The organism is Paenarthrobacter sp. NPDC018779 (assembly GCF_044391085.1).
Lineage (GTDB): Bacteria > Actinomycetota > Actinomycetes > Actinomycetales > Micrococcaceae > Arthrobacter.
Window position 1 is genome coordinate 16,007 of record NZ_JBIRZS010000027.1, and the last position, 12,601, is coordinate 28,607.

General features: G+C 63.7%; 12 protein-coding genes and 1 pseudogene. 8 read left to right on the plus strand and 5 right to left on the minus strand.

The window, feature by feature from the left end; translation table 11 throughout:
• Positions 1–59 precede the first annotated feature (59 nt).
• Complete coding sequence (locus tag ACH488_RS19735) at positions 60–632, plus strand: helix-turn-helix domain-containing protein (RefSeq protein WP_397326258.1); 573 nt, start codon at positions 60–62, stop codon at positions 630–632.
• Positions 629–1,195, plus strand: a complete 567-nt coding sequence (locus ACH488_RS19740; protein ID WP_397326259.1) for a DUF6036 family nucleotidyltransferase — start codon at positions 629–631, stop codon at positions 1,193–1,195. Before ACH488_RS19735 ends, ACH488_RS19740 begins: the two co-directional genes overlap by 4 nt.
• Here ACH488_RS19740 and ACH488_RS19745 read toward each other — a convergent pair.
• A complete protein-coding gene (locus tag ACH488_RS19745; RefSeq protein WP_397326260.1) occupies positions 1,185–2,108 on the minus strand; it encodes an AEC family transporter in 924 nt (307 codons plus the stop codon). The genes ACH488_RS19740 and ACH488_RS19745 overlap by 11 nt on opposite strands.
• 127 nt (positions 2,109–2,235) lie before the next feature.
• On the opposite strand from ACH488_RS19745, the gene panD reads away from it, so the two are divergent.
• On the plus strand, positions 2,236–2,667 hold the full coding sequence (panD, locus tag ACH488_RS19750) for an aspartate 1-decarboxylase (protein ID WP_397326261.1): 432 nt from the start codon (positions 2,236–2,238) through the stop codon (positions 2,665–2,667).
• A 166-nt stretch (positions 2,668–2,833) separates the two neighbouring features.
• Positions 2,834–3,760: an AEC family transporter gene (locus ACH488_RS19755; protein ID WP_397326262.1), complete on the plus strand. Its 927-nt coding sequence runs from the start codon at positions 2,834–2,836 to the stop codon at positions 3,758–3,760.
• A 67-nt stretch (positions 3,761–3,827) separates the two neighbouring features.
• Here ACH488_RS19755 and ACH488_RS19760 read toward each other — a convergent pair whose 3' ends face one another.
• Both ACH488_RS19760 and ACH488_RS19765 read right to left on the minus strand, forming a co-directional pair.
• Entirely contained in the window at positions 3,828–6,464 is a 2,637-nt protein-coding gene (locus ACH488_RS19760; RefSeq protein ID WP_397326263.1) for a trehalase-like domain-containing protein, read from the minus strand.
• Positions 6,465–6,608: 144 nt separating this feature from the next.
• Complete coding sequence (locus ACH488_RS19765; RefSeq protein WP_397326264.1) at positions 6,609–7,598, minus strand: LLM class flavin-dependent oxidoreductase; 990 nt, start codon at positions 7,596–7,598, stop codon at positions 6,609–6,611.
• A 264-nt stretch (positions 7,599–7,862) separates the two neighbouring features.
• On the opposite strand from ACH488_RS19765, the gene ACH488_RS19770 reads away from it, so the two are divergent.
• Entirely contained in the window at positions 7,863–8,852 is a 990-nt protein-coding gene (locus tag ACH488_RS19770; protein ID WP_397326265.1) for an ABC transporter substrate-binding protein, read from the plus strand.
• 147 nt (positions 8,853–8,999) lie between these two features.
• Here ACH488_RS19770 and ACH488_RS19775 read toward each other — a convergent pair whose 3' ends face one another.
• Complete coding sequence (locus ACH488_RS19775) at positions 9,000–9,932, minus strand: threonine/serine dehydratase (RefSeq protein WP_397326266.1); 933 nt, start codon at positions 9,930–9,932, stop codon at positions 9,000–9,002.
• Positions 9,933–10,092: 160 nt separating this feature from the next.
• Between ACH488_RS19775 and ACH488_RS19780 the strand changes: the two genes are divergently transcribed.
• Positions 10,093–10,443 (plus strand): hypothetical protein, encoded by a 351-nt coding sequence (locus tag ACH488_RS19780; RefSeq protein WP_397326267.1) that lies wholly within the window; start codon positions 10,093–10,095, stop codon positions 10,441–10,443.
• 6 nt (positions 10,444–10,449) lie between these two features.
• Here the strand turns inward: ACH488_RS19780 and ACH488_RS19785 are convergent, their stop codons facing one another.
• On the minus strand, positions 10,450–11,460 hold the full coding sequence (locus tag ACH488_RS19785) for an aldo/keto reductase (protein WP_397326268.1): 1,011 nt from the start codon (positions 11,458–11,460) through the stop codon (positions 10,450–10,452).
• Positions 11,461–11,661: 201 nt separating this feature from the next.
• Between ACH488_RS19785 and ACH488_RS19790 the strand changes: the two are divergent.
• Both ACH488_RS19790 and ACH488_RS19795 read left to right on the plus strand, forming a co-directional pair.
• A pseudogene (locus tag ACH488_RS19790) lies at positions 11,662–12,054 on the plus strand (transcriptional regulator); the annotation flags it as partial.
• Between the two features lie 35 nt (positions 12,055–12,089).
• Positions 12,090–12,533 (plus strand): GNAT family N-acetyltransferase, encoded by a 444-nt coding sequence (locus ACH488_RS19795; RefSeq protein ID WP_397326270.1) that lies wholly within the window; start codon positions 12,090–12,092, stop codon positions 12,531–12,533.
• Positions 12,534–12,601 lie beyond the last annotated feature (68 nt).

Consider the following 12,601-nt stretch of genomic DNA (forward strand, 5'->3'; position numbering starts at 1 on the left):
AAACAGCACACCAAAGGGATAGGAATGTAACCATATGGTGTCATAATAGCAATATGGATATGAGTGCGGAATCAGTAGGCCACGCCCTACGTGAACGACGGAAGGCTTGCGGCTACACCCAGCAAGCCTTGGCTGACTCCATCGGCACTTCCCGGAAGTTTATTGTCGACCTGGAATCCGGCAAGGAGCGCGCAGCCTTCGGTTTAGCTTTGAAGGCGATGGCCGTCCTCGGCCTGGGCATTACCCCGAACGATGCCCCTTCCCGTGACTTTGGTGGGGACTTTGCACGCACTATCGGCGAGAGGGACTACCACTACGCCATCCGGCTGCTGGGGGAATACACCGGGTCCTCGCTCGTGGCGGGTCGCGCCCTTATGCCCACCGCCCCCTCCGTCAATGACGATGCCTACCGGGCAGTTCTAGGCGCAGTCACCGTCTGGGTGTCGGCCAAAACCAGGACCCCTGCACCCAAGTGGGCAAGGAACGTCAAAGCGTCACCACAGCCGGTTTTCCTGGCGGAGAAACTGCACCCGGTCAGCGACCGCATGAAGGACCTCATCCGCCGTGAGACTCCCGTCGAGATCGCTGCACTGAATGTTTGGATTCGGGAGCGAGATCTGGCAACGGTATGAACGGCGTGCACGAGTTCCGACGTGATGACGTTGTTGAACTACTCCGGGAACTGGAGTCCCGTCTTGCATCTCGCGGCGTCACCTTGGACATTCAGATCGTAGGAGGCGCCGCGCTTCTGCTCCACGGCCTGCTGGACCGCGCGACCACCGATATTGACGCCCGATACACTCCCGGTGACATCGTTGACGATGTCGCTGCCGACATGGCCCATCAGTATGGGCTGCCCCTGACCTGGCTGAATAGCAAGGCAGCAGCTTTTCTGCCCGATGAAGCCAGATGGATTGCGGGTCCCGACGGGACCTCTTCAGCAATAAAACTGGCCGACCTGCCCACTCTGGCTGCGATGAAAATTGCTGCGGAGCGAGCGAAAGACATTGAGGACCTTGGCCACATTGTCCTCGCGCTTGGAATTAATAATGCCGACGAACTCGTCCAACTCGCTTTTCAGAAGTACGGCGAGCACTCTGTGGCCCTGAGTGCCCCCTACGACAATTATGAGATCGTTGCCGAAGAAGCCATGTCCGCCGCCCGGGCCCTGCCGCGGCCGCGGGCTACCCCATGAGCCAGGCCGCACCCAGCAACAGCGGCACCGCCAGGATGGACGTGGTCACGGCGGTTGATTGGGCGATTTTCTGGCCCACGCCGTACCGGAGCGCGTAGAGCACCACGTTCTGACCGGTCGGCAGGATGGCGCAGGCTGTAACCACGAACGTGCTGAACGAGTCCAGGCGGAACACGAAGACCGCCAGCACCCAGGCCAAGGCGGGCTGGATGGCCGACTTCAGGGTCACGGCGAGCGCAGTGGGAGCACGGTCCCCAATCCCCTGGCCGGCGGACAGTCCGTGGAGCGACATGCCGAAGATGATCAGCATGAGCGGCACTGCGAGTTGGGCCACGAGCCTCATGGGATCCAGCGTCCAGGCCGGCAGTTCCAATCCCACTGCGCTCACGATGACGCCAAGGATCGCCGCCACGGTGACGGGATTCCGGAAAGGCGTGGACAGGACGCGCCACACGGAAACCTTGGTGGCGGCCGGGTTGGTGAGGTCCAGGACGGTCAGGGCGATGGGAGTCACCAGCGCCAATTGGAACAACATGATGGGCACTACATACGTGGTGCTTCCCAAGATGTATTGGGACAGCGGGACGCCGAGGTTGGTGGAGTTCACGATTCCCGTAGCCAGGGCACCGATGGTGGTCCGCCGGACACCCCAGCGGAAGATGGTTCCGGACAGGGCGAACACGAGCATCACCGCCGAGGCTGTGACCACCGAGATCAAACCCGTGGGACTCAGGACGTCACTGATGTGGCGGGAGGCAATGGTGGAGAACATGAGGCTCGGCAAGCCCACCATGAACGTCAGGGTGGAGAGGACTTTGCTTCCCTGCGGACCCAGCGCGTTGGTCTTTCCCAGGACGTAGCCCACCAGCAGGACGATGCCCACCACAAAGAAACCCTTCAGTACTCCGTCCAAGCTTCGTGTCCTTCGGTTCGGCAGTTGGTGGCCCCCAGCGATGGTAACCGCTTTCACGCCACCCGGGCACCGAACGTCTGCTACGTCACAGCGCCCGCGAAGGGTCCCGCGCTAAACTGGTGGCACTATGATCCGCACAATGTTCAAGTCCAAGATCCACCGTGCCACGGTGACCCACGCCGACCTCCACTACGTCGGTTCCGTCACCGTTGACCTGGACCTCCTGGACGCTGCCGACATTCTGCCGGGTGAGCTCGTGTCCATCGTGGACATCACCAACGGAGCCCGCCTGGAGACCTACACCATCGCCGGCGAGCGCGGTTCGGGCGTCATCGGCATCAACGGCGCCGCTGCCCACCAGGTCCATGTTGGCGATCTTGTCATCCTGATCACCTACGCCCAGATGACCACCGAAGAGGCCAGGTCCTACGAGCCCAAGGTGGTCCACGTCGGTAAGGAAAACCAGATCCTGCAGCTTGGCAACGACCCCGCCGAGGCACACACCCCGGGCCTGCTGCGCCCGCCGCACGCCTTGAGCAACGCGGCACACCTCAGCTGAACCAGCCACACGCTGACTTACGACGGCGGCACTCACCAGAGTGCCGCCGTCGAGCGCGTTAAAGGGGTGTCCGGATGACGGACCGCCCGTCCGAAAACGCTTACCGGTCGAATAAAGCTGATTAGGCTGGAGGCGTGACCCACCTCCTCCCCGCCAGCACACCGCCATGATCGGCGTCCTCTCCGGGTTCTTCGTGGTGTGGGCCATCATCCTGGTGGGCATGTTCGTTGGGCGGCGCGGGTTGCTCGGCGAGAACGCCCGTTCGGTGTTGAGTTCGCTGACGTTTTTCGTAGCGAGCCCGGCTTTGTTGTTCGAAACCCTGAGCAAAGCCAAGCTCCATGATGTCTTTGCGGCGCCCCTGCTGGTTACTGCCGTTGGGGCGATCATCACGGGCCTGCTGTTCTTCCTGATCGTGAAGTTCTGGCTCAAGCGGAGCCTGCCTGAGTCCCTCATGTCCTCCATGAGTTCATCGCTGGCCAACTCGGCAAACCTCGGCATCCCCATCGCAGTGTTCGTCCTGGGTGACGCCAGCTATGTGGCTCCGCTGCTGATTTTCCAGCTCGCTTTCTTCACGCCGCTGTACCTCATGGCCCTGGATGCCAGCACCAGCACGCACCGCACTACACCGCTGCGTTTCTTCCTGATGATCGTGAAGAACCCGATGATCGTGGGCTCGGCGCTGGGGTTGATCGTGGCCGGAACAGGGATCCAGGTTCCGCAACTCATCCTGGAGCCGGTCCACCTGATCGGAGGGGCCGCGATTCCGGCCATGCTCATGGCGTTCGGGATGAGCCTGAACGGTTCGAGGCCGTTGCAGAAAGACACGGGACGCAGGCTGGACACACTCCTGGCCAGTGGTTTCAAGCTGTTGGTTCACCCCCTGATCGCCTACCTGTTTGCCCGCTTTGCCTTGAATATGGACGGGCACGCCCTGTTCGCGGTGGTGGTTACCTCAGCGCTCCCCACGGCCCAGAACGTCTTCGTTGCGGCAAACCGCTACCAGGCCGGAATCACGGTGGCCAAGGACACTGTGTTGATCACGACGGTTGTTGCCGTCCCCGCGATGATCGCCGTGGCCCTGCTGCTCACCTGACCCAAGCAGGGGACAGATAACGCACCACTGAAGCTTGGGTGGAGCGTTTGCTGTCCCCCAGTTGGGGTCACTCGACGTCCGCGTGGGCCAGGTAGTGGTCCAGGAGCTGGGCGCAACGGATGAAGCCCAGGTGCGAGTACGCCTGCGGGTGGTTGCCCAGATGGGTCTCCGTGGCGGGATCGTATTCCTCGGGCAGCAAACCCGTGGGCCCAAACAAGGCCACCAGTTGGTTGAACAGTTCCAACGCGTCGTCCAAACGGCCAACAGCAAGGTACGCCTCGATCAACCACGTGGTGCAGATGTGGAAGCCGCCCTCCAAGCCCGGCAGGCCGTCGTCGTACCTGTACCGGAAGACCGTGGGACCAACACGCAACTCGCGCTCAACTGCCGTCACAGTGTCCAGGAAGCGCTGGTCCTGGACGTCAATGAGCCCGGACAAGCCGATGTGGAGCACGGCAGCATCCAGGTCGGGGCTGTCGTAGGCAACCGTGTAGGAAGCCGCGGTGTCGTCCCACCCTTCACGGAGTACCTCCTCGCGGATGGTGTCCGCTGTGGAGGACCAGTCGGTGTGCGCAGTGCGTCCGTGAAGGGCAGCGGCTTTGAGTGCCCTGTCCAGCGTCACCCAGCACATCACCTTGCTGTACACGTGGTGACGCGGCGGCCGGCGGGCTTCCCAGATGCCATGGTCCGGCTCGTGCCAGCGCGCAATGACGGCATGGGCCATCTGTTCCATGAGGAACCAATGCTCGTCCGGGAGGAAGCCCCGGCGTTCACCGAGGTCATGGATCAGCTCTGCAATGGGACCGAAGACGTCCAGTTGGACCTGGTGGTCCGCTGCGTTGCCGATCCGGACGGGACGCGATCCGGCATAACCCGGCAGGCTCTCCACGATGGCTTCGGTGGAAAGCGGAGCACCGGTCACGGAATACAACGGGTGCAGCCATTCCGGCCCGGGTGCGTTGTCCAGGATCCGGCCCAGCCAGAGCAGGAAGCCATCAGCCTCGTCCGTGGACCCGAGCCCCACCAACGCGTTCACTGTCATGGACCCGTCCCGCAGCCAGCAGTAGCGGTAGTCCCAGTTACGGGTGCCACCGATCCCCTCCGGCAGCGACGTGGTGGGGGCGGCCAAGACGGCCCCCGTGGGCTCGTGCACCAGCGACTTCAGGACCAGGGCCGAACGCCGTACCAGGGAGGTGTTGACGGTGGGTAGCTGCAGTGACTTGACCCAGTCCCGTGAGGATTGCCCGACGGCGGCCCTCCGATCAGGCTCTCCCCCGAGGTCCGCGGGCAAGGACTCGGTATCCCCGCAGCGCAGGTTCAGGACGACGGGGCCGTACTGGAGCGGCACCTCGGCGGTGGCGGTGGCATGCCGGGCGTCGTTGGTGATGGTGAAGTCCACGCCCGGGGCGAAGAGGATGATCGGATCGGACGTTCCCACCACATGGACTTCGTGGCCGCGGATCTCCATGTTGAACGGAGCATTGGCGTAGTCAGGCCGGGGCGCGAACACCACCCGGGCCGTGCCGGTGCCGGACAGCACGCGGACCAAGCTGGTGATGCCTTCCGGAGCAGGCTCGAGGTAATCCGTCACCGTGACATCCGCCCAGCGGGTTTCCACGATCATGGTGTTGTCCACGTAGCGCTGGGCCAGCACCGGCGAGGGCTTCACGGGTTCGATGCTGAAGTGCCCGGCCGGATCCCCGCCCAGAATGTGGGCGAACAACGATCCCGAATCCGGCAGCGGGTGGCTCATCCAACAGACTTTCGCGTCCGGGGTCAGCAGGGCGGTGGAGGTTCCATTCCCGATCATCGAATGCCGTTCCAGCCCCACGGCGTCCTCGCCGAAGAGCCAGGAGCGCCGAAGTTCGAACAGCAAAGCCAGCACCCGCGCAAAGGCCTCCGGGTCCGGAAGGGTGTAGGCCGCCGTCGTCTGTCCCGGCCCGACGTGCAGGCCCAGGTCCGGACCACGCAGGGTGGCGAGTGCTTTCTCGTCGCTCGCGGCATCGCCGGCAAAGAGCGCGGCGCTGACGCCAAGCCGCTGCCGGAGCGTCTCCAGCGCCTTGCCTTTCGCGGGCTCGTCCACGGTCAGGTCCAACACGGTGCCGTCGACGATGAAATAGACCCCGAACTCGATGGCGATCTGCTGGGATTTGAAGATGACCCGCTCCACCACGTCGGGTGCCGCGGGACGGGTGTGGACTGCCACGCCTGCGGGTTTGCGCACGATGCTGACGCCCTTCTCATAGGCAACAGCTTCCGTCAGGGCTGTCGACACCTGCTGGAGCAACGTCTCGGTGGCAAGGGTCAGGTTGTAGGCAAACCCCATGTCGAACTCAACGCCGTGCGAACCCACCAAGTGGACCTCGGCAGGCAGCCTGGACACCGCGGCGAGGTCCCGCAGCGAACGTCCCGAGATGATGGCAGTGTGCGTGTTGGGCAAGGCCGCGAGCGCGCGCAGGGCCACGGCCGCACTGTCCAGGGGCAGGGTTTCGGTGGAGACGCCCTCGGCCGAGTGCAGCGTGCCGCCGTAGTTGCACGCCACCAGGAGTCCCGGCTCCCGCGAGAGGATCTTCAGGTCCGCCATGAGTTCCTCGGTGATCCCCTGGTCCTCGTGGGGACGGACGAACGAGCGCAACAGGCCAAGCGGCAGCGAGTTCATCAGCAGCGCGGAATCGGCGACTGTTTGGTTCAACGGCGTAGGCATGGCGGATCCTTCCGTAGCGGATACGTATAGTTTCCGCCCGAAATGTTTCCCTCGTATACCGCGTAATTGCAGAAGCGTTAAATTTTTTTCAACCGGCAAGCCGCCAGGTAACCGCCCCGGCGGCCTGTCCGTGGTCGCTGCGTCCTAGGCAGGAACGAGCCCAGCCACCTGGGCCACCAACTCCACTGAGCGAAGGCGTTCCTCGGTACCGGTACTCTGGTGCGCCACGATCAGCTCGTCCGCGTCGGCATGCTTGGCGAACTCGTCGAGGTACTCGCCCACAACCTCGGGGGTGCCCACGGCGGAATACTTGACCATTTGGGCAATGTGCTGGCCCTGCGGCGAGTCCAGGATGAGGTCCGCCTCATCGTCGGTGAATTGCCGGCCGCCGCCAAAGAAAAGGGAGACACGGGCGCGCTTGACGGCTTGGAAGATCGCCTGCGCTTCGGCGTTGCTGTCCGCCGCGGTGACGTTCACTCCGGCGATCACGTGGGGCTCGGAGAGCTGCTCGGATGGCTTGAAGTCGCGGCGGTAGATGGCCACGGCATCACGCAGGGCTGCGGGTGCGAAGTGCGAGGCGAACGCATACGGGAGTCCCAGTTGCGCGGCCAATTGTGCACCGAAAAGGGAGGAGCCGAGGATGTACAGCGGCACGTTGGTACCCTTGCCCGGCGTCGCCTCCACGCCTTGGATGCGGGTGGGGCCGGTGAGGTATCCCTGCAGCTCGAGGACGTCCTGCGGGAAGCTGTCCGACGAGGTGTGGTCGCGGCGCAGAGCACGCATGGTGTTTTGGTCGCTGCCAGGAGCCCTGCCCAGACCAAGATCGATGCGTCCCGGGTGCAGCGTCTCCAGCGTGCCGAACTGCTCGGCGATGGTCAGCGGCGAGTGGTTCGGGAGCATGATGCCGCCCGCACCCAGCCGGATGCTGTTGGTATGCGCGGCAACGTGGGCGATCAGGACGCTCGTCGCCGAGGACGCAATCGCGGACATGTTGTGGTGCTCCGCGTACCAAACCCGGCGGTATCCCAACTCTTCGGCCTTTTGTGCCATGGCAACGCTGCCTGCGAGGCTTTCCGCTACCGTCTGGTCCTTTCCAATGGTCGCCAGGTCGAGGATGGAAAGAGGAACAGTCACGGGATTGCCGGCCTTTCGGTGTGGTTTCGCGTGTGCGTGGCGCACTTTAGCGACAACGACGGCGGTACCCGGCTTATTTCTGTGAGTTGCGTCGCGGACCCTGCGGCAGCCATATAGGGCCGCGCTTTTGTGACCCCGTTCGACGCCCGATTAACCGCCGTGAACGCCTGTATCCCAGCGTGTCAAAGTGCTTTGACCACGCTGAGCGCCCTGCCGGATAGTTGCAGCCACAAGTAAGCATCAGACTTTAATCAAGGGGTATCCATGGCACGTTTCGCAGCCAAGACCGGCGTCACCGCGGCGCTGGCCGCCACTGCTCTTCTGGGCCTCGCGGCCTGCTCGGATCCGGGCGCGACGGCAGCAACAGGGGCGACCGCTCCGGCGTCGAACGCTTCTTCCAGCGCAACCAAAGAATTCAACCTGACGCCCGAGCAGAACCGCATCAAGGTGGAGGTTGACTCCGCAGCTGCCGCGCAGGTCCCGGACGCCATCAAGGCCGACGGCAAGCTGACGGTGGTAACCACGGGCGGCGCGGCGCCGCTGAGCCTCTTCGCCTCCGACAACAAAACCCTCATCGGCAGCGAAGTGGACATCGCCTATGCCGTGGGTGAGACCCTGGGCCTCCAGGTGGAAGTCCTGCCGGTCGCGTGGGCGGACTGGCCGCTCGGCGTCGAATCCGGAAAGTATGAGGCTGTCCTCTCCAACGTCACCGTCACCGAGGCCCGCAAGGAAAAGTTCGACTTCGCCACCTACCGAAACGACCTCCTGGGCTTCTACGCAAAGAGCGACTCGGACATCGGCGAGGTCAAGGAAGCCAAGGATGTTGCCGGCAAGCGCATCATTGTGGGCTCCGGAACCAACCAGGAAGCAATTCTTGTGCGGTGGGACGAGGAGAACAAGAAGAACGGCCTGAAGCCGGTTGACTTCCAGTACTACGACGACGACTCCGCCTCCCAGCTGGCCCTCCAGTCCGGACGTGCGGACCTCACATTCGGACCGAACGCCTCTGCCGCCTACAAGGCCGCCAAGGATGGCAAGACCAAGCAGGTGGGAACGCTTGAGGGCGGCTGGCCGTTGAAGGCAGAGATCGCTTTCACCACCAAGAAGGGCAACGGCCTGGCTCTCGCAGCCCAGACTGCCCTGAACAAGCTCATCAAGGATGGCAACTACGGCAAGATCCTGGACCGTTGGGGCCTCTCCTCCGAGGCGATCCCTGCCTCGGAACTGAACCCGGCAGGCCTGCCCAAGAAGTAGGAACCGCTCTCGGCAGGCAGACCTGCCGACGCCGAATCCCCGCCGGACACCAACCGGCGGGGATTCTTGCGTCCCGCTCCCCCAACTGGGGGACAGCAAAAGCTGCAATGGCACCTCAGAGGAGCGTTTACTGTCCCCCAGTTGGGTTCAGATGTGCGCGGGATCCGTATTCGCGCCGCAAAGTACGACGGCGACCGTCTCACCGTCGCGCGGGGCGTACGCGCCCGTGAGCAGCGCGGCATACGCTGCAGCGGCACCGTGTTCAACCAGGATCCTGTGGCCCTCCCAGAGTTTCCGCCGGGCATCGATGATGGCGTCGTCGCTGACCAGGACGCTCTGGACGCCGGTCCGCTTGGCGACGCCAAAGCCGATCTCTCCCACCCTGCGGGCGCCCAGGGAGTCCGCCGCTATGCCCGAAACCGGCACGTCCACAGGTTCGCCGTGGGCCAGCGCCGTGTGCAGGGTCGGGACGGTCTCCGGTTCTACGCCGACCACCCGCGCTTGGCCCTCGGTGGCCGCCGCTATGCCGCCCATCAACCCACCGCCGCCAACAGCAACGAGGATCGTGTCGACGTCGGGCAGGTCTTCAAGCAACTCAAGCCCCACGCCGCCGGCACCGGCCACAATTTCCGGCTGGTCGTAGGCGTGGCAGTAAACGGCGCCCTTCTCCTCGGCGAAAGCCACCGCCGCAGCGTAAGCCTCGGCGTACTCCGCGCCACCTTGAACCACGCGTGCGCCGACGGCGTAGAGCTTGTGGACCTTGTTGGCAGGCGCGGACTGGGGGACGAACACCGTGGCCGGGACACCCAGCTTGGCAGCGGCGTAGGCGTTGGCCAGGCCGGCGTTGCCGCCGGAGGCCACCACCACGCCGACCTCCGGATCTAATTCGCCGTTCTCCCGCGCCGTGAGCAGCCTGTTGAACGCGCCGCGGGCTTTGAAGGAGCCCGTGTGTTGCAGGTACTCGAGCTTGAACCATAGACTGCCGGGGCCATTACGATCCCCGGCCTCGGCCAACGGAGTGCGCCGCACCCACACCGAAGTCCGTGAGTATGCGGCTTCAACTTCTTCGCGCGTGACCATGCGATGCCCCTTTCGTCGGTTCAATCCTACGTAGAGCGCGTTTCCCTCAAACCATCCCAATATTGTCTTGCAATAATTCGCCACCGGATGGCATTCTGATCTTTCATGTCATGGAAGCGCGGAGAAAGATCTTGGACATCGCTGAAAGGGGCACAGTCAAATGAGCGAAATCAAGAACAAGAATCAAGGGACCGCAGGGGTCGAGCCCAATTACTCTGAGCTGGCTGAGTGGGCAGAGACGGCTGACGTCGGGCCTGACGCCCGTATCTCGAAGGCCGAGGGTCCGGGGGCCGGACAGTCAATCCTTGAAGCTGCGCTGGGATCGGCGGAGGCTGTGAAGCGCGCCGTGGGCAAGCCGTCCCTGAGCAACAAGGGCACTTCACCTTCCAGGTCCCTTCGCCTCTCAGCGGAGATGGAAGCCCAACTTCTGGCACGGGCAGCTTCGGAACACCGCAAGCCGTCAGCGATCATGCGGGATGCGCTTGCGGAATACTTGGCGAAGGCTTCGTAGCGCCACCTACCTCCGCCGGGCCTGGGGAGTGAGCTCGTGTGCGCCGTAGCTGTTGTCATCCGGGTTCACGGTGACGCCGGGCGCCACGAGTTGGTCGATCCGGTCCAGCACGTCAGGGGACAGCCTGACCTCGGCCGCCGGCAGGTAGGACTCAAGCTGTTCCATGGTGCGCGGGCCAACGATTGCGGCGGTAACACCCGGGTGGTTGATCACGAACGCGATCGCCAATTCGATGAGCGTGAGCCCGGACTGCTCTGCAAGCTGGGCGAGTTCTTCCACGACGTCGAGCTTGCGCTGGTTGGCCGGTTTGGTCATGTCGAAGCGGGCGCTGGGCCGTGCGCTGGAGGTGGGTGCTGAGGCCGAGTCCTTCCGCCAACGCCCGGACAACCAGCCACCGGCGAGCGGGCTGTACGTCATGCCGTGGCGCTGAACAGTCGGGAGCACGTCTTCCTCGATGCCTCGGGTCAGGATCGAGTAGGGCGGTTGTTCAGTGACGAAACGCTCCAGGTTGCGTTCCCGGGATGCCCACTGCGCTTCCACGATCTGGGAGCCCGAATAGGACGACGAACCGATGTACCGAACCTTGCCCTGCCGGACCAGGTCCGTGAGCGCGCCAAGGGTTTCCTCCACGTCGGTGTCCGGGCTCGGCCGATGGACCTGGTAGAGGTCGATGTAGTCGGTGTTGAGGCGGCGCAGGGAGTTCTCCACCTCGCGGATGATCCAGCGGCGGGAACCACCCCGCTGGTTCGGATCGTCCTCGTTCATCGGCATGAAGAACTTCGTGGCCAGGAAGACGTCTTCGCGGCGCCCTTCCAAGGCTTGGCCCACGATTTCCTCGGATGCTCCACCCGAGTAGACATCTGCGGTGTCCACGAAGTTGATGCCCGAGTCCAAGGCACGGTGGATGATGCGGATGGAGTCAGCGACGTCGTTGTTGCCCCACGGGCCAAACATCATCGCACCGAGGCACAACGGACTGACCCGCACGCCGGTGCGGCCAAGAGGACGGTATTCCATAGGGAACCTTTCGAGTTGGGAGTGGTGCTCAGGCTTCGGGGATAACCCTGGCGAAAAGCTCAGGACGGGCCACATCCGGGTCCGGTCCGTTGCGGACGCCGCGGTCCAAAGCATCGACAACACTCAGCTCTGTATCGCTGAGCTCGAAGTCAAAAACGTCAAAGTTTGCTGCAATCCGGTCCTGGTTGGTGGACTTGGAACGCCAGGCGTTTCTTCGCCGATTGGGAGCGGAGCGCTGACGACATCGTGGCCGTGCTGCGCTCCACGGCCGGTAAGAACCCCTACGACAAGGACCTGACCGACCTGATCGGCGAACTCTCGACGCGCAGCGAGGAATTCCGGACCAGATGGGCCCGGCATGATGTGAAGTACCACCGCACCGGACGCAAGCGGCTCCATCACCCGATCGTCGGGGACCTGGACCTGAGCTTCGAGGCGTTTGAACTGGCCGCCGATCCGGGTCTGCGGATCAACGTGTACACGGCGGAGCCCGGGACGCCCTCCGAGGATGCCTTGAAGATGCTGGCCAGCTGGGTTGTGACGCAGCGTGACGCCGCGGAGGTTTCGGTCAAGAAACTGAACGAAAAGGGCTGAGCCCGGCAATCGCCCTCAGCGCCTAGTGTGGAGGTATGCCTCCCGAATTCGCCCTCCGACCGTCCAACAGCAGAGATGCTTCCTGGATCGCAGAACTCCGGGCCGTGGTGATGCGGCCCGATCTTGAACGTTTGGGACGCTTCGACCCTGTCCGTGTCCGCGAGCGCTTCCTCAAGGCGTTCATCCCGGAGCACACCTTCGTGGTCCACGTTCATGGCGTGGATGCCGGCGTCATTGCCGTTCGGCCGGAGGCGGAAGACTTATGGATCGAACACTTTTACATCTCCCCCGCCTGCCAGGGACAGGGACTGGGCGGAGCCGTCCTCCGCAAGGTCATGCGGGACTTCGCGGACGGCAGGCCGTTCCGGCTCAACGTCCTGCAGGGTAGCCCGGCCCGTCGCCTCTACGAGCGCGTGGGCTTCGAGTTGGAGTCAGAGGACCCTGTTGACGTGTTCATGGTGGCGCGTTCGACCGGCTGACCCGGGCAGGTTTCTGCGGTACGCTCAGCAAAGACCCACGCACTATCAATGCTGGCTTCCGGGGGGAA

Excerpts from the sequence above, each read along its gene's own strand:
- panD (WP_397326261.1), top strand. The coding sequence starts at position 2,236 with ATGATCCGCACAATGTTCAAGTCCAAGATCCACCGTGCCACGGTGACC.
- ACH488_RS19775 (WP_397326266.1), bottom strand. The coding sequence starts at position 9,932 with ATGGTCACGCGCGAAGAAGTTGAAGCCGCATACTCACGGACTTCGGTG.
- ACH488_RS19735 (WP_397326258.1), top strand. The coding sequence starts at position 60 with ATGAGTGCGGAATCAGTAGGCCACGCCCTACGTGAACGACGGAAGGCT.
- ACH488_RS19795 (WP_397326270.1), top strand. The coding sequence starts at position 12,090 with ATGCCTCCCGAATTCGCCCTCCGACCGTCCAACAGCAGAGATGCTTCC.
- ACH488_RS19770 (WP_397326265.1), top strand. The coding sequence starts at position 7,863 with ATGGCACGTTTCGCAGCCAAGACCGGCGTCACCGCGGCGCTGGCCGCC.
- ACH488_RS19760 (WP_397326263.1), bottom strand. The coding sequence starts at position 6,464 with ATGCCTACGCCGTTGAACCAAACAGTCGCCGATTCCGCGCTGCTGATG.
- ACH488_RS19740 (WP_397326259.1), top strand. The coding sequence starts at position 629 with ATGAACGGCGTGCACGAGTTCCGACGTGATGACGTTGTTGAACTACTC.
- ACH488_RS19785 (WP_397326268.1), bottom strand. The coding sequence starts at position 11,460 with ATGGAATACCGTCCTCTTGGCCGCACCGGCGTGCGGGTCAGTCCGTTG.
- ACH488_RS19755 (WP_397326262.1), top strand. The coding sequence starts at position 2,834 with ATGATCGGCGTCCTCTCCGGGTTCTTCGTGGTGTGGGCCATCATCCTG.
- ACH488_RS19780 (WP_397326267.1), top strand. The coding sequence starts at position 10,093 with ATGAGCGAAATCAAGAACAAGAATCAAGGGACCGCAGGGGTCGAGCCC.